Origin of the sequence: Thermococcus thermotolerans (genome assembly GCF_024707485.1) — an archaeon.
Classification (GTDB): domain Archaea; phylum Methanobacteriota_B; class Thermococci; order Thermococcales; family Thermococcaceae; genus Thermococcus; species Thermococcus thermotolerans.
This window is the reverse complement of the sequence record NZ_CP102602.1, coordinates 792192-815226: the sequence shown is the minus strand read 5'-3', so window position 1 is coordinate 815226 and position 23035 is coordinate 792192. Positions and strand designations below refer to the sequence as shown.

Genomic DNA, 23035 nt, shown 5'->3' with positions numbered 1-23035 from the left:
CCTCATTCTATATACATGCCCTCCAGGCCACGGTAGTAGGCACGGTATATATCCCTCTTTGTGACGACACCAACGAGCTTTCTGCTCCTCGGGCTTTCCAGAACGGGCAGGAGGTTCTGGTCGTAGGCCATGAGCTTCTCGAAGGCATCCTCCGCAGTTTCAGTCGGGTACGTTACTCCGTAGGGGCGACGGAGGAAGCGCTTCACCTGCATCCTCTTAACGCTGGGGGACTTTTTCAGAATGTCCTTTATGCCGATTATGCCCACAACCTCCATGTTCGCGTTGACCACGGGGAAGCAGTCGTGTCCGGTTTCCCCTATCAGGTGCTCCACATCAAAGAGAGTCTGGTCTTCGGTGACGTAGACCGGCTCGCGGGTCATTATCTCTCCAACGGAGATGGTCTCAAGGATGACCGGTTTTCCCGTTGTTACGTGGTAGCCCTTTCTGATGAGCTTGAGGGTGTAGATGGACTCTCCCCTGAGGAAGAACCTCGCCGTAAGGAAGCCTATGGTTGCGGAAGTCATCACGGGCGGGAGAACCGCGTAGCTCCTCGTCAGCTCGGTGACCATGAGTATCTGGGTGAGGGGTGCCTGCGTCATGCCGCTGAAAAAGGCCGCCATTCCGGCTAAAGCGTAAACGGAGGGGTTAGATGCGTGGGCCGGCAGGAATGCCTTTACGACCTGGCCAAATGCCGCCCCAAACATCGTTCCTATGTAGAGGCTCGGGGCAAAGACGCCGCCGCTCTGTCCCGAGCCAAGGGTCAGGGCGGTGGCCAGCATTTTGACCAGCCCGAGAGTTATTAGAAGCCCTATCGCCAGCTCCCCGTAGAAGGCCATTCTCATGCCTTCGTAGCCTATTCCGAATATGCCGTAAACCGGAAACAGCATTCCGAGAACGCCAACACCAAAACCGCCTATTGCGGGCTTCATCATTTCTGGCACTTTGGCCTTTGAAAACCTGTCAACCATCCGGTAAAGGAACCGGGCATAGAACGCGGCGAGGATACCTAGGAACAGCCCAAGGAGGAAGAACAGTGGGAGCTCAAAGAGAGTGTGCCCTATCCCGCTTGGAACATCTATCTCCACAGCCCTATTGAGGACGGCGAGGGTAAGTGCGTTGCCGGTGACGGCGGCGATGAATATGGGCACGAGGTTGATCGAGAAAGCGCCCATGTAGACGACTTCGAGGGCGAACATCGCTCCTGCTAGGGGTGTGTTGAAGGTGCCCGCTATACCGGCGGCTAGACCACAGGTGACGAGGAGCTTTTTCATCTCCTTGGACAGGTTGAACCAGCGGGCGAGTATTGACGTTAAAGCCGCGCCGATGAAGCCTATTGGTCCCTCGCGCCCAACGCTTCCCCCAGAGCCTATGGTTATTGCCGTGGCTATCGTTTTTAGAACGGCAAACTTTCCGGGGATATTACCGCCTTTAAATATGACCGCCTCTACAACTTCCGGAATGCCGTTCCCCTTGATTTCAGGACATTTGATCACGAAGAACGTAACTATGAACGCACCGAGGGTTGGTAGGAGAACGTAGCCGATGTTAAAGCCCCCCACGTTGTAAGAAACGATCGGGAGAAGCCACTCGAAGAAAAACCTGTGAACCACCCCTATGAATACCCTAAAGACTATCGCACCTAAGCCGCCCACTAGGCCGGCCAGAATGGAAAAAGCGATGACAACACCCCACTTTTTGAGATAGTCGCGTTTCGATGTCATCAATGGGAAATGGGTGTCCAAAATAAAAAGCTTAAGCTTTTATACCCTTCAATCGGAAGGGTCTCTGGTGGGACTATGAAGGTTGAAGGATTTGTCGCTTCCCTAAGGAATGCCGAGACCATCGGCGAGCTGTTTAAGATACTTGCGGAGAAAGGTGCCCCCATCGCTGAGCTCGATGGTAAGAGGTTCCTTATCGTCGTTGAGGGCGATTTTGAGGGCAGAAAGTTCTGGACCGAGATAAACGGGGAGAAGGCCAACCAGGCCCTTGGAGATGCGATGCTCAACTCCTCAAGCTTCCCCTTCAAGTGCAAGCGCCCCTACACCGGTGGAAACGTTATCTTCGTGGACTTTGGCGACATCGAGGTTGAGAAATTCCTTGTTGCCTACCGCGACCAGGACTACGGGGTATTCTACCTCGTCGAGAATGGGCGGGCTGAGGAGATAACGAAGGAGGAGTACGAGGGGCTGGTTCCCGAGATGCCGGAGTTCAGGATAAAAAGCATGAGCGAGGAGGAAATGAGTGCTATGGGAGCTTTCTTCGGCTGAGGTTTGGCCCTATTCTCTATTTCTTCCTTTCAGCCTCTTAAGGATGAATGGTGTTGGCGCCAATCCCAACAGCAAAGCAGGACCGCATATGGTTGTTTTCTCCCCACCGGTGCCGGAGGGTGTGCTCTCACCTCCTTCTGAAGTCGTCGTTGGAGTAGTTATTGACGGGGTGGAGGTTGATGATGTTGTGCCTGATGAACTAACGGTGCTTGTGGGGGAGGTGGTGGATGAAGTAGTGATGGGTGAAGTTGTGGAGGGAGGAGAAACCGTTGATGTCGTTGATGTGGTCGTAGCGGGAGTGCAGGATGCGTTTTCAGAGACTGGAACGAGGGGCAGATAGTCCCCACCGTTCAGAATGCTTCCCCCGGAAGTATACGGCAACATGGTGTCCCCGAAGCCGTCTCCATCGGTATCCCTGCCGGAATAGTCGCTCCAGTAGTTGCCCCCGAGGCAGGGCCCCCCGATTATGTTCGTGCCCACAGTCTTCTCCATATTCCACCGGTTTTGCCTGTCCGCCTGTGCGTTCTTCGTGTTGTCGAAGTAGTTGTCGTAGATCAAGTTGTCTTCGGAGAGTATTATGATGATCCCGTATTCATGGGAGCTCACGTTGTTGTGAACAATGGTGTTTCCGCTGGATGAGTCAATTGATATCCCTACATCCCCGTTGCTCATTATCGTGTTGTTGGCCACCATGTTGTGCCCGCTGGATCCCCAGAGGGAGACTCCACGGAAACTGTTTTCGGCAACTCTGTTCTTCGAGATTAAATTGTGGGGGGAGGATTCGAGGTAAATTCCGTCCCTGCCGTTCAGTGTCACTTCGTTGCCAGTGATTAGGTTGTTCCTACTTGAAGTAAGCTGGATTCCATGATCACGGTTGGAGGTTATTTTGTTCTCGGCTATTTTATTTCCCCCTGCCCTCTGGAGGAACACGCCCACGTATCCATTCTTGTTAATATAGTTGCGTGTTAAGGTGTTGTTGCCTGAATCCTCTATGGAGATGCCTTTGTTGGTGTTGGAACTTGCGTTGTTTCCCGAAACGACGTTAAAGTCGCTCGTGTCGCTGAGGGCTACCCCCTTGTAATTGAAGCTGGCACTGTTGTTTGCCACGATGCAATGGCTGGAATTGTGGAGAAATACCCCCGGGCCGTAGTTTGAGTCCACGGTGTTGTCTCTCACCACCACTTCGGTGGAGTCCCACAGGAATACCCCACTGCCGTAGGTCGATGTTACGGTGTTGTTTCCGATTTCCCCCGTCCTGACGTTTTTGTAGTATATCCCGTAAAACCATTCAAAGACCACTAAGTTTCTGACGGTGACGTTGACCAAGGCTTCTGAACCTTGAGCATAGACTCCTATCGTGTGGTAGTTCCCCAACCCACCAACTCTGTGCCCCATGCCGTCAAAAACAACGTTGCTAGCGGTTATCAGAATGCATACCATACTCTCGCTCTCGGTTATGTCGTCGGTGAGGATGTAATATCCGGATTGGTTTATGATGGTGCATGAGTTCACGGGAATCCATGTAACAGTATCTGCGGAACCCTTTCCTAAAAAGTTTGGAGGAGATAGCAAAACCAGAACCACCATCATGATCGCAATCCCGAGCTTTGCTCCCATAAAGCTCCACCGCTGTGTTTAACTATATCCAGAAGAGCGTATAAATGTTTTCCAATAAACGCCAAAAATATTGCTAAAGTACAAGGAAAAGTGGGAGGTGAATTACTGAGCCCCCTTCAGTTCTTTTATCCTCTTCTTCGTGCTCTCTATCCTCTCGACTTTCCGGGCGGCCTTTGCGCTTCTGGCTGTTTCTATTTCGTGCCTGAACGCCCATTTGAGTAGCGGCGGTGTTATCAGCACCGAGACAGTTATGAATATCAGCGTTGCCGCTATGAACTCGGGGGCATGCTCTGGGCTTATCGCGCCGCCGTGGATTGCCACCATGAGGTCAACGAGGGCCACTTCAGTCCTCGGGACCGAGCCGATGCCCATCTGGAGGGACATCCAGAAGTTCTCCCTGGTGAACAGGAACTCCCTTCCCCTGCCCCATGCAGTTATCCATGCCCCGATTCCTCTTCCAAAGACCTTTCCAAAAACCGCTATGACCGTCAGGACTGCCGCCAGAACGAGTGCCTTCGCGTTCTCAAACACCGTGAGATTCAACATCGCCCCCGTGTGGACGAAGAAGAACGGTATGAGCAGACCGTAGCCTATTGCCTTTACGTCCTCCATAATGCGCTTCCCTTCTGGGAGCTTTGAGAGCACGAGACCCATCATGAACGCGCCCTCTATTGCTGCTGCAAACCAGCCCTCAGCCAGGGCCGCGAAGAGAAACATCATGCCGAGAACTGTCCCCAGTATGCCCTTTTCCACGTGAAGCCTCTCGGCGAATTTTATATAATACTCAACGAGGAACCACCAGATGACGCCGGTTATCACAAAGAAGGCGACTATTTTTGCACTCAGCTCGATAAGACTGCCGCTGCCGACGGCGAATATGACGAGCGCTATTCCGAGAAAATCGTCCATAACGCTTGCGCTGAGCGAAGCCGCCCCGACCTCGCTCTTGAGAACGCCCAAATCCATCATGACGCGGACTGTTATCCCTATGCTCGTTGCTGTGAGCAGAACACCTCCGGCAAAGGCCTCCCTGCTCGGGTATCCCATCTCCATGAGGGCAAACCAGCCTATGAGGAGCGGTACAAAGACCCCAAGGAGCGTGGAGACCGTTGCGGTAAGCCCGGTTTTCTTCAGCTGCTCTATGTCAGCGTCGAGGGCACCGAGGAACAGCAGGAAGATTATACCCAGCTTGGCCAGAAAGTTGGAAACAACGGTTAAATCCGTGGTAAAGCCCTCTCCGCTGACTATCGGAAGGTACTGGGGGGCGACTATCCCGAAATAGACGAGGTTTCCGAGGAGCATTCCCATGAGGAGTTCTCCAAGGACTCCCGGTAGCTCAAGTCTCTCTATTATGCTGTCCCCTATCTTCGCCAGGATCAGGGATATTCCTATGGCAAACAAAAGCCAGGTCACTGTTTCCATTGTGCCCCACCTACCCGGAGCAGCCTCAGCAGTTCATCTATCAGTATGCGAAGACTCACCTCACCCACCAGTTTTCCGTCCTCCACGACGGCCAGCACCTGTATCCTGTACTTGCGCATCTTCATCAGGGCATCGAGAACCGTGGCATCTTTGTCTATAGTGAGCACGTGTCGCTCGGCGACGTCTTCAGCCTTGGTGGCACCTCCGAGCATAGAGCGCATTATCTTGCTGGTCATACCCAGTTTGAACTTGTGCGCCTCGGGGGGAAGAAGGACGTCTATGACGTCGATGTACCTAATGACGCCCACGAGCTTCATGTTTTCCCTGCCCTCAACGACCCAGACATGGTGCCTGCTCCTCAGTATCTTGAGGACGCTGAGGAGGTCGGCATCCGCCGTGACCACGGGCATCGTCTCGAACCGGGGCATGATGTGGGTTAGTTTTAGTGAATGAAAGCTTTCAAGGGCGGACTCGACTTCCATGACAACCACCATTTCTGAAAAATGAAAAAAGTTCTATTTAAGACTTTGTGGGCTTAGCGGGACATCGGAGAAACGTTTAGAACATTGTACCAATTGAAGGATAGCGGAGAGGAATCCCGCCAAAACCTCTGCAGTCGGGTTTAAATAAACCAAACGTTTAAATATTTCCCATAGAACCCCGGCCAAAGGACGGAGGATGTTCCAATGGTGCCAACGGATGTTATAGCGAGGGTGCTCATAGCGGTACTCGGTGCGGGTATAATTTCAATGCTTCTTAGCAGACGGTTTAACATATCTTACGTTCCGCTCTTCATAGTATTCGGAATGGTTCTTGGCCCGATAACCGTGTGGATGCCGAGGGAGGTTGCTCATGAGCTCTTTGACTACGTCAGGGTATTTGGCCTGGTGATGATACTCTTTACGGAGGGACACAACCTAAGCTGGAGGATGCTAAAACGGAACATGAGCACGATAGTGACTCTCGACACGGCTGGACTTCTCATAACGGCTCTTCTCTCCGCATGGTTCTTCTCGTGGGTCTTTGATGCTCCTTTTCTGGTCGGCTTTCTTTTCGGCGCCATAATAAGCGCCACCGACCCGGCGACGCTGATACCCCTTTTCCGTCAGCACAGGGTAAAGCAGGATATCGAGACGACCATAGTAACCGAGTCCATATTCAACGACCCGCTCGGCATAGTCCTGACAACCGTTGCGATAGCGATGTTCGTTCCCCAGGCCAGCGGTGGCATCTTTGCCTCACTGAGCTCCGTTGCTGGCCTCTACGGTGGGGCAGTTCTGTACTTCCTTTACGAAGTTGTGGTGTCCATCGCGGTCGGCTTCGTTCTTGGAATGTTCGGCTACTGGTTCATCAAGAAGACGGCGATATTCGAGTTTCCGGAGATAGAGATATTCTCTCTTCTCCTAGCCTTCACCGGTTTCTTCCTTGGGGAGTCCCTTCAGGCTTCAGGATATCTCGTTGCAACGGTCACTGGAATAGTGCTCGGAAACTACAAGATAATCGGAAAAAGGGAGAACCCGGCAATCATGGACAGAGTTCTTAGGGCCGTGGAAAAGGAGGTCGAGTTCAACGAGAGCCTCGCAGCGATAGCCACAGTGTTTATCTTCGTGCTCCTCGGGGCCAGCCTGAACCTCGACCTCCTGACCGGAAACGTCCTGAAGGGTGTACTCGTGGCCTTCTTTATCATGGTGGTTGCAAGGCCCCTTGCATCGCTGCCCCTCCTTAAATGGTGGAACCCAAGGGAATACCTCTTCATAGCCCTCGAAGGGCCCAGGGGCATAGTTCCTTCCGCTCTGGCGGCGCTCCCCCTGTCTCTCGCAATGAAGTACCCGGGTGGAGAGCTCAGCGTTTACTGGGGCGATGTGATCCTGGCCACCACGGTCATAGTTGTCCTTGCCTCCGTTATAACTGAGACACTGTGGCTCCCCTTCCTCAGGGCAAAGTTGCTGAGAACCGAGACCGTGCAGGACAGGATGGAGAGCTACGAGAAGATGAAACACGAGCTGAAAGCTTCCTAATTTCTCTTTTTCAATTTCAATTCGTTGTAAGTCTCGAAATAAAATGATTGTCAGAGGCTGCCCTTCGCTCCCATGAAGTGGAAGAGAAGCTTTGCGGCGGTCAGGGCGGTGATGTCCCCGAGTTCGTTCCCCCCAACCTCCATTATGTCGAAGCCCGCTACATTCTTGTTTTCCACGAGCCACTCCATGGCTTCCACGACTTCCCAGAAGCCCAGGCCTCCTGCCTCAGGGGTTCCGGTTGAGGGGACGAGCGAAAGATCAAAGACGTCTATGTCAACCGAGAGGTACACCGGCTCCGGGAGGGGCTTCACAAGTTCAACAAAAGCATCAAAGTCGTAATCCCTAGCGTGCACCCACGGGATTCCGTTCTCTTCTGCGTAGACTACCTCCTCCCTTGTCCCGCTTCGTATTCCGAACATCGCTTCCCTTACCCCCAGCTCCCCTATCCTTCTCGCCACGCAGGCGTGGTTGTATGGGTTGTCCTCGTAGCTGTCCCTGAGGTCGAGGTGTGCATCAAAGACGACGTAGCTGGCCGGCCTAAGCGCTTCAACGGCCCCAAGGGTCTGTGAGTGTTCTCCACCGAGGAGTATCGGCAGGGCGTTGGGGTTTATGCGTTTAAGCTCCTCAAGGGTCTCTCTGACCCTGTCCGCGGTCTTTCGGGGGTCGCCGGCGACGACGGCAATGTCCCCTATGTCCGCTATGGGGAGTTCGGCTAGGTCAACGTCATAGTCGAGGATGTAGCTCTCAAGGTTGAGGGTGGCGTGCCTGATCAGGGTTGGCCCGAACCTCGCCCCGGGCTTAAAACTAGTCGTCCCGTCGAAGGGGACGCCGAGAATTACGAACTTTGCTTCTTCAGGCTCGGAAAGCGGAAATTCAAGCTTGAGCGTCTCGTATGTGTATAGGAACTCCATCTCTCCCACCGGGGAGATTTCCGAGGGCACGATTAAAAACCTTTGTGGGGGTTAAGGCCGGAGTACGACCTCTTCCCCCGGCTGAAGAACCGCCTCACTTCCGAAGGCTTCCACACCTATCGGTTTCGTGCCCTCCAGCATCTTTATGTGGACTTCGCCGTGCTTTACCCCCAGCTCAAGCCACGAGCCTCTGAAGAAGAACCTCAGCCTCACCGACTTCCATTTTTCCGGGAGGTTCGGGTTGACCTTCAGGGTGTCTCCCTTGAAATCAACACCGCAAAAGCCCCTGAAGAGTATCTGCCACAGGCCGCCGGCGGTTGCCAGATGGAATCCGTCCGCGGTGTTTCCGTAGATGTTCTTCAGGTCTATGTAGGCGCATTTCATGAAGTAGTCGTACGCGAGCTCCATGTTTCCGAGCCACGATGCGACTATGGCGTAGGTGGGCATTGAAAGTGAGGACGCGTGGGTGGTTCTGACGATGTAGTACTCGAAGTTCCTCCTGATGGTATCCATATCAAACCAGTCCTTCAGGAGGTACTGGGCGGCTATAACGTCCGCCTGCTTGATGAGCTTTGTTTTTCCGAGGTTTTCCCTTATCTCCTCCGGCAGTCTTCCCTCGCCCAGGCCGTAGGGGTCAACCGTGTAGTCCATCAGTGCAAAATACCCGTCGAACTCCTCGTAAACCCCGTCATCCCTCTGCGGTGGGAGGTAAAGCCCCTCGGCTATCTCAAGCCATCTCTGGACTTCCCTTTCGGTCACCCCGACTCTTTCGATGACCTCCTTCCACCCGCTCTTCCCGAGACCTTTTCTGAAATACGAGACCCCGAGGAGCAGGTTGTGCTTGGCCATCAGGTTGGTGAAGAAGCTGTTGTTAACGTGCTCGTGGTACTCGTCCGGTCCGATCACCTTCTCTATCACGTAGCCTTTCTTATCGTCGTACCTCACCCGGCTCGCCCAGAAGCGCGCCGTTTCCAGGATAATCTCAAGGCCGTGGCGGATTATGAACTCCTCATCCCCCGTAAGGCGGTAGTATAGGTCAACGGTGTAGGCTATGTCGGCCGTTATGTGATGCTCCTCCTCACCGGTGTATATCCTGACCGTCCTCTCCCCCCTCATGTCCAGCGGCACGAGGGGAGGCGTTGCTTCCCTGCCGTCGTCGGCCGATTCCCATGGGAACTGCGCGCCCTCGTAGCCGTTAAGCCTTGCATTTTCCCGGGCCGCGTTGAGGTTGTTGTACCTGTAAACGAGCATTCTGCGGGCTTCCTCCGGCATCGTTGCCATGAAGAAGGGGAGCGCGTAGATTTCAGTGTCCCAGAAGACGTGCCCGCGGTAGCCAAAGCCGTGTATCCCCCTTGCGGTTAGGGAGATGCGGCTATCGCGGGGAAGTGACTGCACCAGATGGAAAAGGCTGAATGCAACTCCCTTCTCGGCGTCTTCGTCGCCTTCTATTTCCACCCGGGCCCTATCCCAGATTTTCTTCCAGTACTCTACGTGTTCCTCGTACAGCCCCTCAAACCCCGTCCTTTTGCTCTCCCTGAGCTCCTCAAGGACGGCACTTTTCATGTCGCTTCCGCCGCTTGAGGACACTACAACGTATTTTACAAACTCGTACTCCTTTCCGCCCTCAACGTTCAGCGTCAGGACTTCCCCTATGAGCTTGGTGCTCTTTACGGTGCTTCTCTCGTGGTTCCAGGGGGTGAAAATTGAGCTCGCTATGCCCACGTGGTATCTACCGTCCAGCGTCCTGACGTGGGCGTACACCGCCTCCTCCTCGCAGTCCAGCTCCTTCACTGAATAGTGCCTGACGAGTATCTCCCCTCTGTAGGACGGATTGGCCGTGTCGAGTTCTATCGGGTTCAGTATCGTGAGGAGGCCGTCCTGACTGGCCCTGAACCTGAACCTCACAATAACGAGGTTTTTTCTTTTTCCATGCACTATCCGCGTGCTCTCGTAGTTAATTCTGGCTCCCTTTTTGGCTTCGAGCTCCACCCACGTTTTTAGGGTTCCTTTTTCTATGTCCAGCTCCCTCTCGTAGCGCAGAATTTTGTGGGTGCTCAGATTCAGGGGCTCACCGTTGAACATCAGCTGCAGACCCACGACCCTGGGGGCGTTGACGATTTCGCGGTAAAAGTAAGGGGCATCATCATAAACACCGGCTATGGTCGTGCCGTATATAGTTGGCTCAAGCTCAACCTCGCCCCGAACTCCGAGATGCCCGTTTCCCAGGGTCAGTATCGTCCCGTAGACTGCCTCCTCCTCGGGTGAATACCGGGAAAGCCTGAACCGGAATTTCATCGATCTCCCTCCTTGCCTTCGCTCAGCCTCACCAGCAGCTCGATGGAGACCTCCCCAAAGTCCCTGAACCTCAGATCTGCCCCCTCAAGCTCCGCCTCTCTTTCGTATCCCAAAACAAGCATTCCGAGCTCCTTGGCGGCTTTCACGCCTGCGGGGGCATCCTCAACGACGAAAAACGACTCCACCCCCGGGAACATCTCCATGAGCTTTTTCCTAGCCAGCTGGAATACCTCCTTCTTGCTGGGTGCCATGCCGCTGACGTTGACGTCAAAGAAGTCTATCAGCCTCTTCTCTCCCACCCTGACCTTGGCCGCTAGCTTCGGGGCGTTCTTTGAGGCAGAAGCCAGGGCGTTTGGTATTCCCCTTCCCCTTGCCCTCATCAGGAACTCTATTGCCCCCCGGTTAACCTCGTACTCTCCCCGGTCAAACATCTCGTTGACCATTCTGTTCTTGAACTCGGCGAACTCCGTGAGGAGTTTTTTCCTCTTTTCCTCGGTGTCCGCGCCGTGGCGCTCGTAGATACCCGTCAGCTCCAGTATGTTGTGCGCACCCTCGTAGCGCGGCTTTCCTGAGACGTACCTCACGTAGAACTCGTGATCGATTTCAGCCCCATATATCTCTGCGGCCTTTCGCCAGGCTTCCTCGTGGGGCGTGTAAACGAGGACTCCGTCGAAGTCCCATATCAGTGCTATCCTGACCATTGGTGCCACCTTATTTGGTTATTTCCCTGATAACAATCTTCTGTGCCTCTATGTCTTCAACCTCCGCATCAAAACCCCCGACGGTAAAGGTTCCGTTCTCGCCTTCGAGGACGAAGTTGCTGACTATTCCGAAGCGGTTTATCGAGCGAACCTTTCCGGTAATGCTCACTGGGTAGCCGCTCTTAACGTCCCTGCCCTCCACGGTCACCACCGGAGTGTAGCCGAGCTTCAGCAGGGTCTCAAGCTCGTTGAGCGCCATCGAGAACTCTATGAACACCTTGGGATACAGCTCGGGCCTGGGAATCCATCCCATGACCTCCTTTGACTTGAGCCAGAGGTTGTTGTGGATGTTGAGGAGTCTGAGGAGGAGGTCTTTTTCCTGTATCACGTATCCGTAGATTTCGTTGCTGGAAATCGGGAGCTTGTGAACGCTGAAGAAGCGCCGTTTTGAGTAGACAGCGCTTGAGAGGTCGGATATAACGAGGAGAAAGTTTCCAAGGTCAAAGGTGCGTATCTTGACCTGATCCCTGAACCTTTCGAACTCCTCTGGAGTGCCTATGCTGGGGTAGACCAGAAGGTACAGGTTCACTCCCCTCTGGAGGGCTCCCAGCAGGTAGGGTTTGAGCTCCTTGAAGACGGGATAGGGGAGTTCGGCCCTAATCTCGACCTCCGCGGAGTTTATTATCTCGATAATGCTCGCCAGGACACCTTCCAGGCTCCTCACAAGTGAGATATAGGGCCCCTCTTCTTCGGTTCTTCCCTTGATCTTCATAAGTTCCTCCTGAAGGACGCTCCGGAGGAGGTCGAACTTCATCTTCTGAATGTCGATGAGGGCCCCTATATCGCTCGCCGTGTAGACCCTCGGCCTTCCGGCGGAAGCCCTGATGAATCCCTTTCGTATCAGGCTCTGGATTATGTTGTAGAGCTGGGGCTGATGGATGTCAAGGGCCTCAAGGAGCTCCTTCACGGTGGCGCCGTCCTTTATGAGAATCGTCAGATAAACCTCAGCCTCCCTTTTGGTGAGCCCGAGTTCCTGCAATTTTTCAATCAAAAAAGCATAATTTTCCATCTGCACCCCTCCACAGGTCACTGCCACTACGTATTTTTGAGCTTCAATACTATTTAAATATATTGGATACTAATTCAGTAAGGTTTATATAATAGTATTGTAGTATAAACATTGAATGCCCATATTATTCCATGCACGTATGTCGAGGGGTGAGGAGGTATGAAAAAAGTCCTTGCTGGTGGTCTTTTGATTTTTGTTCTGCTTTTGGCAGTAGTGGCTGCCGGGTGCATCGGCGGTGGAGAACAGACCGGAACCCAAACACCGGCGACCGTCACGGAGACCAAAGTTAAAACTGAGACCAAGGTTGAGACCCAGGTGCAGGAGAAAGTTTTCGTGAGGTTCGCCGGCTGGAGTGCCGGAGAAACCGAGATGAAGAACTACGAGAAGATGATTAAAGCCTTCGAAGAGCAGAACCCCAACATCGGCATCAAGTACGAGGTCATCACCCAGATGTTCCACGAGAACATCCTGGCATCCTACGGTGCAGGAGTTGCCCCCGATGTCTTCTACGTTGACAGTGCATGGGCTCCAATCTTCATCGACAAGGGGGCCCTCTATCCGATATCTGACCTCGCTGACCAGAGCTTCATTGACCAGTTCTACCCGTTCCTTCTTGAGCCCTTCATGAAGGACGGAAAGCTCTACGGCCTGCCTAAGGACTGGAGCATGCTGGCCCTCTTCTACAACAAGAAGCTCTTCGAACAGGCTGGCCTCACCAGGCCGCCCGAAACCTGGGAGGAGCTTGAGGAGTACGCCAAGATAATAGCTGACAAGACCGGAAAGCCCGGACTGGCCATATACCTTGGAGGATTTAACAGGTACGTCCCAGTTGCCGTAAGCAACGGTGCCCCCAAGCCCTGGTTCGAGAAACCTGAAGACGCCTCCTGGTTCGACAACCCCGTGGTTAGGGAGACCCTCACGTGGTACATCGACCTCTACAGGAAGGGCAAGACTGAGAGGGAAAACCAGGGGCTTACCCCGTACGTCGTCCAGCCGAGTGACGTTGGAGCCGGCTGGCTCGGTGACGCCTTCGGCCAGCAGGAGGTTGGAATGGTCATCAGCGGAAACTGGATGATTCCATTCCTTGCAGACCAGTTCCCCGACTTCAAGTACGGTGAGGACTGGGACATAGCTCCTGTCCCGGCCGGAAAGGAAGGAAGGGTGACCATGGTCTACACAGTCATCCTGGGAATAAACGCCAAGACCGAACACCCGCAGGAGGCCTGGAAGTTCGTCGAGTTCCTCCTTGGGCCGGAGGGACAGAAGGAACTCGTCGTCAAGGGCGGTCAGACCCTACCCAGCATAAAGGGATTCGAGAACGACCCGGACATGTGGCCGCAGCACAAGAAGACCCTCTCGTTCAAGTACGACCAGATGATAGTCTTCCTCTGGGGTCCGAAGTCGGGACCACTTGAGGGCAAGTTCAGCGACGCCATGGCCGCAGCGATGAGGGGCGAGATGAGCGTGGACGAGGCCATTGAGGTTATGAAGCAGGTCGTTCAGGAAGAGCTGAGCAGCTGAGGTGAGAACATGTTTTCGTCTTTTTCTTCCTTTTACGAGAAGGCTAGAAATAAGGAGATCGTAGCCGGATTAACTCTCATCTCGATTGCCGTTATTCTGAACCTGGTTTTCGGTTACTTCGCGATGTTCTTTGCCTTCTACCTGAGCTTCTTCAAATGGGATTATATAGGCGAGATGCAGTTTGTAGGGCTTCAAAACTTTGAGATTGTGATAAGGGACCTTATCAGGGGGCTTCACGGAGCGCCCTACCTTCTCGTGCCCTTCTACACCGGCCTGAAGAACATCCTGCTCTACACACTCATCGTCGTGCCCATCCAGACCTTCCTGGCAATAGTGCTGGCCTCCTTTGCCAACCAGAAGATTCGCGGCCAGCAGTTCTTCAAGGTCTCCTATTTCCTGCCCGCGACGACTTCTTCGGTCATCGTGGCCCTGATATTCATATGGCTCTTCATGAAGAACGGCTACATAAACTACGTCCTGGCCCACGTGATCCCGGGCTTTGAGCCGGTGGACTGGATAAACAACAAAGACTACCTGCTCTTCGCCATAGCCACTGTCGCCATCTGGGGGACCAGCGGACACTTCATGGTGTCCTTCCTGGCGGCGATGCAGGCCATTCCCAGGGAGATATACGAGGCGGCAATGCTTGACGGTGCAGGGCCGATAAGGAGGTTCTTCTTCATAACGATCCCGATGCTCAGGCCGATGATAACCTACGTGGTGGTCATGGGACTCATAGGGGCCCTCCAGATGTTCGACCTCGCGTGGATAATGGCGGGGGCCAACGGCGGCCCGGGAGGGGCAGGCTATACCGTCGCGCTGGACATCTATAACGAGGCGTTCACCAGGATACGTCCCGGTGTTGCCGCGGCCAAAAGCTGGTTCCTGTTCGCGATAATATTCACGACCACCTACCTGTTCCAGAAGAAGTACGGGAGGGCTATGAGATGACCCCCAAAGAGAAGGAGAGGCTCATCCGCCGTATCTGGATTGTCATAACCTACGCCGTGCTGATAACCTTTGCACTGGTATATCTGATGCCCTTCATCAGGTCGCTGGTCGCTTCGTTCATGACGTGGGCGCAGGCTTCGGCATACCCCCCGGAGTGGGTTCCCAATCCATTCACGCTTGAAAACTATCAGAAACTCTTCAGGCTTGACCTGTTCCCGCGCTGGATTCGCAACACCGCGCTCTACGCTGGGTTAATCGTTGCCGGCAACGTGCTCTTCACCAGCATGGCCGGCTACGCATTCGCCAGACTCAAATTCCCGGGAAAAGACGTAATATTCTCCGCGCTGCTCTCGCTCCTTATGATTCCAATGTTCGTCACGCTGGTTCCAAACTACATCATAATGTACAAACTTGGCCTCATCGACAACATCTTCGGCCTTGCACTACTGGGGATAGTGAACGTGTCAAGTATCTTCCTCATGAGGCAGTACTTCACGTCCCTTTCCAACGAGATATTCGAAGCCGCCCGCCTGGATGGGTGCGGTCCGATAAAGGCGTTCTTCTACATAGCCATGCCGCTGGCCAAACCTGCCCTCGGTGCGGTTGCCGTTTACCAGTTCCTCGGCTCTTGGAACGCCTTCATCGGGCCGCTCATCTTCCTCCGCTCGCCGGAAAACTTCACCCTGCCGGTCGGTCTCAGCTTCGCCTTCCAGAGGAGCATGTGGACGGAGTACACCCCAATCATAGCAGGCTCGCTGGTGGCCTCGGCACCCACGATACTGCTCTTCCTCGTGCTAAACAGGTACCTCATTAGGGGTATAGTCATTACGGGAGGGAAAGGCTGATGGCGAGGGTTCTGCTTAAGGACGTTACCAAGAAGTTTGGAGAGGTAGTTGCTGTCAACAAACTGAACCTTGAGATTAAAGACGGGGAGTTCATGGTGCTCCTCGGACCAAGCGGGTGTGGGAAATCGACGACACTCAGAATGATAGCCGGCCTTGAAACGCCCACCGAAGGCGAAATATGGATAGGCGACCAGCTGGTCAACGAGATAGATCCCACAAAGAGAAACACCGCCATGGTATTCCAGAGCTACGCGCTCTATCCACACATGACGGTCTTCGGCAACATAGAATTTCCGCTGAGGATGTGGAAGGTTCCGAAGCAGGAGAGGATACGGCGCGTTAAGGAGGTGGCCGAGTTCCTTGGGATAGCCGACCTTCTCAACCGGAAGCCGAGCGAACTGAGCGGCGGCCAGCAGCAGCGTGTGGCCTTGGCCAGGGCGCTGGTGAGAGAACCCGAGGTTTTCCTCCTCGATGAGCCGCTGAGCAACCTCGACGCCAAGATAAGAACCCAGATGCGCTTTGAGCTCAAGAAGCTCCTCAGCTACGACCTCGGAATAACCACCATTTACGTCACCCACGACCAGGTCGAGGCCATGACGATGGCCGATAGGATAGCTGTCATGGACAGGGGCGTTCTCCAGCAGGTCGGCACGCCGGATGAGATCTTCTACAAACCCGCCAACACCTTCGTTGCGACGTTCGTGGGAAGCCCACCCATGAACCTCGTGAAAGGAGAGGTTGAGGAGAAGGACGGAAAAGTGCTCTTCGATGCAGGGGAATTCATGCTGGAACTGCCCACCATCATAGACGTCCGCGGCACTGCGGTTCTCGGCTTCCGGCCCCAGCACGTTCAAGTCAGCTCCGAACCGAAGGAGGGCTTTGTGAAGGGCAGGCTCCTAGGTGTTGAGAAGCTCGGTGTGGAGAGCTACGGCCACATCGCCTACGGCGGTGTGGAGCTGGTACTCAGGCTTCCGGAAGGAGTGGAGACGGGCAGGGAGGAGGTTTACTGGAGGCCGAGGATGGACAGGATTTACATCTTTGACCCTAAGAGTGGAAAGCTTCTGTACGGCTGATTGCCGGGCTGACGCCTCAAACAATCCCTTTCTCTTATTTGGATTCTTTGGCTATTAACTTTCCAAGAAAAGTTTGTTTAAAGAGGTGGAAGAAGGGCTCACTCGCCCTTGAGCTTCATTATCTTGATCCTGCCGAGGGTCTCCCAGTACTCGACGTTTATTCCTTCCCTGAGCTGATCCTTGATCTCGTCAGCGACACCGGTCTCAATAGGGACGTCGTAGAGCTCGTAGGTCTCCATGTCCATAATCTGGACGGTGTCCGGAGTCATGGCTATTATCTGGGCGGTTCTCTTGTCGATGATCGGAACGTCAACCTCTGCGCTGGTGGGCTTGACAATGCTCCTGACCTTGCCGTCGAAGATTCCAACGGCCTCAATCCTGGCCTTGGCTGAACCGTGCTTTCCGGGCGAGGAAACGGTTATGTTGCCGATCCTGCAGGGCTCTCCATCGATGAGGATGTACCTTCCCGGCTTGAGCTTGCTAACCTGAACCTTGGTCTTGTCTCCCATTTTTCAGACCTCCCATAAGCGTTCTAAAACCGATTGGGAAGGGTCTTTAAAAAATTTTTGAATAAAAGAAAGAATCAGCGACGGCCCTTCATCAGCATGCTGTTCATGAGAGCGGGCACTAGGAGGACGAGACCGAGCAGTGCACCTATCTTGACGGTGGTGCCTGGCGCTCTGAACGCGTAGTACAGCGTGAGCAGGCCCATGAGGAAGAGGACGATCATTATGCCCGCCACGGCGCCCTTGTTGTGCGCGAGTTCCTCTGAGAGGAGGGGATATGCTTCGATAGCGGCTATTATTGCACCCACGCTGAACGGCACCACAAGAAACATTGTCCTGATGTCCCCTATGACCATCACCGCTGAGAGCAGGAAGCCAAGGAGCGCCACCAGAGTCAGGCTTCTGTTCCTTCCAAGCTGCATGACCTCGGAGAGTATCTGACTGCCCATCTCTATGAGGACGATGATCGTGGTCAGCCCGGCAAAGTATAGCGAGAGCATGAGCAGAGATATCAACCTGCCGGCGTTGGCGATGTTGCCCTTGAGTACGTACGGGATTGAATAGAACACCTCAATCGAGTCCATCGGGCTCTTTTCACTGTTCGTAGCGTATTCTCTGAGATCCTGAAATCCAAGGTATAGCCTCATGGACTCCTCCGCTGGGATGTTGGGGCTGTGGAAGGCTTTTCCAAATCCCTGGTAGGCTGCACCGAGGGAGTAAGCGACGGTAAAAGCCGCGGCGAAGCTCAGTATTATCTGGAGGACAAAAACAGCGGCAAGAACCTTCCTGAGGTCAAGCTCCTCGGGGGTGAAGCTCCCAACCACATAATAAACGCCGGCACCAAGGCCGAAGGACATGAGCACCGAGATGAACATGTAGAGCACTCCCCTGAGGGAGAGCGGCTGTCCGAAGGAAGTTATTGCCGAGACCGCGTTTTTCATGTAGTGAACTGCCTGGGGATCGGTGACGGTGTTGAGGGCCTGGTTCCTGACGAGGACTGCGGAAACTATTGCAAAGAGCACGAAAAGCACCGAGAGCACTGAGATAACTTCCAGGGTTCTGCCCTTGGCGAGGATAAGTAGAACCACAGAGACAAGTATCGTTCCGAGGGCTATTACGGGGACATACCTGGGAGCGATGCCAAGGATGTATATGATGCTGTACGAGGAGTAGTAGGTTGTGATTCCGAGCATCACGAGCAGGAACATGATGAGAACGAATATCAGTGCTGGAGTGCGGGATATCTTGAAGAACAATTCATATATCAGGTATCTCGTGCGTTTAGTGCTCTCTGCCTCACTGTATATCAGAAACAGCGCCAGAAGCATCGGTATCAGCGATATCAGGAACCCCTTCAGTCCAAAGTTTATGTAGTACTTTGGTAGCACCAGAAAGTTCCAGATGCCGAGGATGTATCCCGTTATCAAAAACGCCATCAGGAAGCTTATTTTTCGCATAGATTCACACCCCCATGGAGGTTCAGCCCCATATTTTAGGCGAGATTTGCAGAAGAAATAAGAGAAAACTAATATAAAAACATTGTGTGCTTTTTCTACTCAATTTAGAGGCCCCACTGCTCAAAATTGACGATTGTTTCGGTCACAACTGTCCATGCCATCAACGGTTCTTTGTAAAGACTTATTTTTTTGCCCGGGATTTCACTTCTGAAGTCTCCATGAGGAAATGCTCCAACAACCACGAGTGGGTTTTTAAGTTCTGAAAGGGTTTTCCCAAACTCCATCGGCTTCGTGAGTTTCCCCTCCTCATGCATCACGAAGACCTCATCAGGGCCTATCTCCTCTATGAGCTCTCCAAGCGGCTTTTCCTCCATCCGGAGAAGTTCAAGGTTCTCGGGAACGGCTCTGTTCTTAAAGAGGCTTTCCATCAGCCCAATGAAGCGGTTGTAGTTTCTCGGAATCCTGGTTTCTGGCTTTATGTATATCACTTCGTCGTTCCGCGTGTGGACGTAGACCCTCAGCAGGCCCTCTTTGTTGGCTATGCTCTCCAGGGCGTTGAGCAGGCAGACGTGGACTATATCCGGCCTCCCGCGCCTCTCGCCGTTTTCGAGCTTTTTCAGGGCCGAATGGTGGTACGTGGCGTCCAGGATAATCTCATCCGGTCTCTTGCCCCTCCGCTTTGCGTAGTTGACTATTGCAGGGTGGTTCTGTATACTCTTGGGCGCCAGCTCAAGTTCGGCCTCGGCTATCACCAGGTGAAGCATTCTCCCACCTCTCGATCTTTATTCCCCTCTCCCCAAGCTCCTCAATTATGCGCGTGAAAGTGTCTATCCTCATCCCGAGTATCTCGGGAGGGATAACACCGTATATGCACCCGTGCTCCGCCACGAGCCTGGCCACCGCCGCCGCTGTGAACCCCGTAACCCGTGCCATGGACGTGAATCCTTCCCTCTCTTCGTCATATAGCAGGTAGCCAATCTCCTTCGGCTCTCCGTCCAGCGTTCCTCTCCCCAGGACCTGCATTATGGAGAAGTCCGGGCTCTCATAGGTCATGAGGGGCACTATAACGTCGAGCGTATTGTCAACGTGCTCGGGTTTAAAGAAGCCGAGCTCCCTCAAAACCTTCATTTTTTCCAGATGTCCCGGCCAGCGGAGCGTCCACTCCTCAAGCCTCTCCGCCCTTACGCTTTCCAGGAGGCTCCTCAGACCGTCGCTTATGAATGCCTCAAACTCAAAGTCCCCGATGGAGATCCGTTCAATCCTCTCAAACGGGTCGACTGTGGTGACTTCCCAGTTCCTTATCACGCGTGCCGGCCTCGTGTATTCCTCAATTAAGTCTTTAGGTGACCATGTAATTCTGTAATAAAGTGGCGGCTTCGGCTCCTTCGGAAGGCCGCCAACGTAGATGTAGCCCTCTCTCAGCTCGTCCATTTCCTGCCATATCCTGCCCATCAGGATGTGGCTCAGTCCGGGGGCGAAGCCGGCATCAACTATCACCGTCACCTGGGCCTTTTCAGCCTCATCCCGGAGTTCCAGCGGATTTTCGGGCATGAACGAAACGTCGACCATGTCAACGCCGGCCTTTATTGCCGCTCTAACAGAGTGGTAGCCGAACCTCCCTGGCAGAGCCCCGATGACCAGCTCGAAACCCCTCATGGCTTCAACCAGTTCACCAAAGTTCGCCGCGTCCACCTTCACGGGAGTTGCGAACTCAGAAACGGCCTTCAGTCTCTCCTCACTGACGTCTCCAACGTGGACGTCAAATTCGTCCCTCAAATCCCATGCTACTGCCCTCCCAACGTTTCCTGCACCGAGAACGAGGACTTTCATGGTAACACCCCCTGAAACTTGTGGGAAGGTATATATAAGCCCTGCTCCTACCCCCGTTAATGCCGTTCAAGCTACCGATCTTTCGGAAAAATGTACTGGAAGTGCTCTCTTCATCCGATGAGACCAAGGTCATGCACATAAGCGACACTCCCGAGAGCGTTTATCGCTTCATCAATAATCTCATAGAAAAGACCGAGCCTGACTACATAATCCACACCGGAGACTTGGCCGACAACGTGAAGCTTGAGAGGAGGCCGGAGCTGGTGCCCCGTTACAGAGGTGCTCTGAGAAAACTGGCACGTGTCCTTAAAGGCTCCGGCGCGGTTCTCTACATCGTTCCGGGCAATGAAGATGACCCCGAACTGCTCAGGGAGTTCTTCGGCGATTCCGTCGTTGAGCCGGGCACGGTCATTGAAATCGAGGGGAGCAGGTTCGCCCTCGGCCACACCTGGAGAGAGGTCGTGGATAGGGAAGCCGACTTCAGACTTTACGGCCACAATTTCAAGCTGATTGAGAGGGGCTTAAATGGGATTCTCGGCGTCAACTTTGTCCTCCTCCCGAGCGGGAGGACGTACAAGGTAAAGTATCCCGGGGGGACGGACTTCGATAGGGGTTATAAGATGTGGAGGGGTATGTGATGAGGGTTCTCCGCTTTGGGCCGTCGATAATCTTCCTTCGAACTCCCCACAGGGAGGCCGTGAAGGCGGCAATCTCCCAGGTCTTCGGTGTCGAGGAGATGCCGACCGATGCAGCTATAAGGAACAGCAGTGAGTTCGAGACAATAGTATTTGTTACTGACGAGTGGAAGAAGGAAACGATTCCCCCTGAGAGGGCATTCCTTCTGGGCTGTCACGCCCCTGTTGTTCTGAGCACCATCGTGAACCGGAAACTCCCGGTGGAGAAGGTTCACGTCGAGGGCACGCTGATCCTCATGAGGGTTCCTGACAAGGTTCAGGAGGGGCTTCAGCTTCTGGCCAAAAAGTACGGCGGAGAGATCATGGATATAAGAACGGCCTTCGATGAGGGTGAGGCAGGGGACACGATAATCGGGGTAACGAAGAAGAAGCTCAACTCCCCAATTGGCCCGGAAGATATTGAGGGGGCGGTTCTCATCAGAAGGGACTTCCTGGAGGTCTACCGTGAGCTGACCCTTGATGTCCCCGTCCTCCTGCTCAAGCTGATGCCCGAGTGGAAGGAGATCACCATCAAAATCTACGACACCGACAAGCGCTACGAGGAGAACATAGAGAGGCTGATGATGGTCATAGAGGACCTCGATCTCGGCTTCGTCGTCGGTGAGGGCTGGGACTGGGACTATCCAAGACCGTTTATGCGGGTTCCGGTCTACAAGCTCAGGCTCCTCACGTGGGAGGACCCCATGCGCGTCAAGTTTCTTCTCAAGGGCATTGAGTACGTCGGCTACAAGAGACTCTGCGACATAGACGTTTTCCTTGAGGGCAAGAAGATACACTGGACGTCCCTCGGGAAATATGACTCAAAGTTCGAGCTGGCCAAGGCCGCCCGCGAGGAGCTGGAAAAGAACCTGAGTGAAGACGTTCTTGAGAGGCTCCGCAGAATAGAGGAAGTTCTGGTCAGGGAGGTCGAGGATTAAAGCTTCCTGAGCTTTGCCACGAAGAATCCGCTCGTCCCGTGCCTGTCCGGATAGAACCGCCTTGCCTTTCTTATTTCTTCGCTTAGCTCCGTTCCAAAGGGATTCGTCAAGGCCGGCTCGCCGTAGCGGAGGGGCAGGAGCTCGACGTCAAAGCTGTCAATGACCCACTGGATTACGAGCTCGTTCTCCTCCGGCTCAAGGGAGCAGGTAGAGTAAACGAGGGTTCCACCTCTCTTGAGGACGCTTAGGCCCTTCTCAAGGAGCTTCATCTGGAGGTTCTGGCAGAACTTAACGTCCTCCATCGTTCTGTTGGCCTTTCGCTTGGGGTTCTTGTGTATCGTTCCGGAGCCGGTGCACGGGGCATCGAGAAGGATTTTATCGAACTCAATCTCCAGCTCGTCTATGTGGAGCGAAGACTTGTGGATGAGGACGGTGTTCGTAACCCCCAGCCTTGAGAGGTTCAACCTCGTCTCCTTCAAGCGCTCCTCGCCGACGTCGAAGGCGTAGATTATACCCCCGTTCTCCATGAGCTGGGCCATATAGCTCGTCTTCCCCCCTGGCGCGGCGGCCATGTCTGCGACAACTTCTCCCGGCTTCGGTTCGAGTGCAACTGGCGGATACATCGAACTGGCCTCCTGTATGTAGAGGAGACCGCTCAAATATTCCGGCGTTGAGGTTATCGAAAAGGGTTTCCGCGTCAGGCAGAAGCCTTCTCTCGCCCAGGGGACGCGCCTGAACTGGAAGCCCTTCTTATTGAGGAGCTTGGTGAGCTTTAGAACCTCTATTCTGAGCGTGTTTACGCGGAAGCACCTCGGAAGGGGCTTTTCCATGGCCTCGGCTATGGCCAGAGCCCTCTCTCCCCATAGCTCGTAATACCTCTCCGCGAAGGCCTTGGAGTAGCCGAGGCTGAAGAGCTTTTCCAGCATGGTGGGAAGTTGGG

21 protein-coding genes are annotated in these 23035 nt (G+C 53.9%); 8 read left to right on the top strand and 13 right to left on the bottom strand.

All coding sequences use genetic code 11. The features are described 5' to 3' along the window. Positions 1–2: 2 nt before the first annotated feature. The gene (locus NUS69_RS04715; RefSeq protein ID WP_258084645.1) at positions 3–1721 is read right to left on the bottom strand and encodes a chloride channel protein; all 1719 of its coding nucleotides are present in this window, start codon (positions 1719–1721) and stop codon (positions 3–5) included. Between the two features lie 75 nt (positions 1722–1796). Between NUS69_RS04715 and NUS69_RS04710 the strand changes: the two genes are divergently transcribed. Further along, positions 1797–2267, top strand: a complete 471-nt coding sequence (locus NUS69_RS04710) for a hypothetical protein (RefSeq protein ID WP_258084644.1) — start codon at positions 1797–1799, stop codon at positions 2265–2267. 9 nt (positions 2268–2276) lie between these two features. On the opposite strand, the gene NUS69_RS04705 is transcribed toward NUS69_RS04710, so the two are convergent. The 3 genes from NUS69_RS04705 to NUS69_RS04695 form a co-directional block, all read right to left on the bottom strand. Further along, on the bottom strand, positions 2277–3884 hold the full coding sequence (locus tag NUS69_RS04705) for a NosD domain-containing protein (RefSeq protein ID WP_258084643.1): 1608 nt from the start codon (positions 3882–3884) through the stop codon (positions 2277–2279). A gap of 102 nt (positions 3885–3986) precedes the next feature. Next, positions 3987–5306 (bottom strand): cation:proton antiporter, encoded by a 1320-nt coding sequence (locus NUS69_RS04700; protein WP_258084642.1) that lies wholly within the window; start codon positions 5304–5306, stop codon positions 3987–3989. Further along, on the bottom strand, positions 5294–5788 hold the full coding sequence (locus NUS69_RS04695) for a CBS domain-containing protein (protein WP_258084953.1): 495 nt from the start codon (positions 5786–5788) through the stop codon (positions 5294–5296). The genes NUS69_RS04700 and NUS69_RS04695 overlap by 13 nt, the downstream gene beginning before the upstream one ends. Positions 5789–5992: 204 nt before the next feature. Here NUS69_RS04695 and NUS69_RS04690 point away from each other — a divergent pair, with 204 nt between their 5' ends. Beyond that, positions 5993–7324, top strand: a complete 1332-nt coding sequence (locus tag NUS69_RS04690; protein WP_258084641.1) for a cation:proton antiporter — start codon at positions 5993–5995, stop codon at positions 7322–7324. Positions 7325–7374: 50 nt separating this feature from the next. On the opposite strand, the gene speB is transcribed toward NUS69_RS04690, so the two are convergent. The 4 genes from speB to NUS69_RS04670 are packed head-to-tail and all read right to left on the bottom strand — an operon-like array spanning position 7375 to position 12300. Then, complete coding sequence (gene speB / locus NUS69_RS04685) at positions 7375–8235, bottom strand: agmatinase (protein WP_258084952.1); 861 nt, start codon at positions 8233–8235, stop codon at positions 7375–7377. A gap of 51 nt (positions 8236–8286) precedes the next feature. Continuing rightward, positions 8287–10530 carry a glycoside hydrolase family 65 protein gene (locus NUS69_RS04680; RefSeq protein ID WP_258084640.1) on the bottom strand — a complete coding sequence of 748 codons (2244 nt, stop codon included), beginning with the start codon at positions 10528–10530 and terminating at the stop codon, positions 8287–8289. Next, complete coding sequence (locus NUS69_RS04675; RefSeq protein ID WP_258084639.1) at positions 10527–11231, bottom strand: HAD family hydrolase; 705 nt, start codon at positions 11229–11231, stop codon at positions 10527–10529. Before NUS69_RS04675 ends, NUS69_RS04680 begins: the two co-directional genes overlap by 4 nt. A gap of 10 nt (positions 11232–11241) precedes the next feature. Further along, positions 11242–12300, bottom strand: coding sequence for a TrmB family transcriptional regulator (locus NUS69_RS04670; RefSeq protein ID WP_258084638.1), 1059 nt, complete (start codon positions 12298–12300; stop codon positions 11242–11244). A gap of 159 nt (positions 12301–12459) precedes the next feature. On the opposite strand from NUS69_RS04670, the gene NUS69_RS04665 reads away from it, so the two are divergent. From NUS69_RS04665 to NUS69_RS04650, 4 genes are read left to right on the top strand one after another with little or no spacing between them, the layout of a single operon-like run. Next, entirely contained in the window at positions 12460–13821 is a 1362-nt protein-coding gene (locus NUS69_RS04665) for an ABC transporter substrate-binding protein (protein WP_258084637.1), read from the top strand. A 9-nt stretch (positions 13822–13830) separates the two neighbouring features. Continuing rightward, on the top strand, positions 13831–14772 hold the full coding sequence (locus NUS69_RS04660) for a carbohydrate ABC transporter permease (RefSeq protein ID WP_258084636.1): 942 nt from the start codon (positions 13831–13833) through the stop codon (positions 14770–14772). Beyond that, a complete protein-coding gene (locus NUS69_RS04655; protein ID WP_258084635.1) occupies positions 14769–15617 on the top strand; it encodes a carbohydrate ABC transporter permease in 849 nt (282 codons plus the stop codon). The genes NUS69_RS04660 and NUS69_RS04655 overlap by 4 nt, the downstream gene beginning before the upstream one ends. Further along, the gene (locus tag NUS69_RS04650; RefSeq protein WP_258084634.1) at positions 15617–16690 is read left to right on the top strand and encodes an ABC transporter ATP-binding protein; all 1074 of its coding nucleotides are present in this window, start codon (positions 15617–15619) and stop codon (positions 16688–16690) included. Before NUS69_RS04655 ends, NUS69_RS04650 begins: the two co-directional genes overlap by 1 nt. Positions 16691–16788: 98 nt before the next feature. On the opposite strand, the gene NUS69_RS04645 is transcribed toward NUS69_RS04650, so the two are convergent. The 4 genes from NUS69_RS04645 to NUS69_RS04630 all read right to left on the bottom strand — a co-directional run bounded on the left by NUS69_RS04645 (position 16789) and on the right by NUS69_RS04630 (position 20483). Further along, on the bottom strand, positions 16789–17199 hold the full coding sequence (locus NUS69_RS04645) for a translation initiation factor IF-5A (protein ID WP_258084633.1): 411 nt from the start codon (positions 17197–17199) through the stop codon (positions 16789–16791). 74 nt (positions 17200–17273) lie between these two features. Beyond that, a complete protein-coding gene (locus tag NUS69_RS04640; protein WP_258084632.1) occupies positions 17274–18653 on the bottom strand; it encodes a sodium-dependent transporter in 1380 nt (459 codons plus the stop codon). 104 nt (positions 18654–18757) lie between these two features. Continuing rightward, complete coding sequence (locus tag NUS69_RS04635; protein WP_258084631.1) at positions 18758–19417, bottom strand: 16S rRNA methyltransferase; 660 nt, start codon at positions 19415–19417, stop codon at positions 18758–18760. Then, positions 19383–20483 carry a saccharopine dehydrogenase family protein gene (locus NUS69_RS04630; RefSeq protein ID WP_258084630.1) on the bottom strand — a complete coding sequence of 367 codons (1101 nt, stop codon included), beginning with the start codon at positions 20481–20483 and terminating at the stop codon, positions 19383–19385. Before NUS69_RS04630 ends, NUS69_RS04635 begins: the two co-directional genes overlap by 35 nt. Before the next feature lie 59 nt (positions 20484–20542). Between NUS69_RS04630 and NUS69_RS04625 the strand changes: the two genes are divergently transcribed. After that, positions 20543–21121, top strand: coding sequence for a metallophosphoesterase family protein (locus NUS69_RS04625; RefSeq protein WP_258084629.1), 579 nt, complete (start codon positions 20543–20545; stop codon positions 21119–21121). Then, on the top strand, positions 21121–22095 hold the full coding sequence (locus NUS69_RS04620) for a hypothetical protein (protein WP_258084628.1): 975 nt from the start codon (positions 21121–21123) through the stop codon (positions 22093–22095). Before NUS69_RS04625 ends, NUS69_RS04620 begins: the two co-directional genes overlap by 1 nt. Here the strand turns inward: NUS69_RS04620 and NUS69_RS04615 are convergent. Then, entirely contained in the window at positions 22092–23021 is a 930-nt protein-coding gene (locus NUS69_RS04615) for an NOL1/NOP2/sun family putative RNA methylase (protein WP_258084627.1), read from the bottom strand. The genes NUS69_RS04620 and NUS69_RS04615 overlap by 4 nt on opposite strands. Positions 23022–23035: the final 14 nt, after the last annotated feature.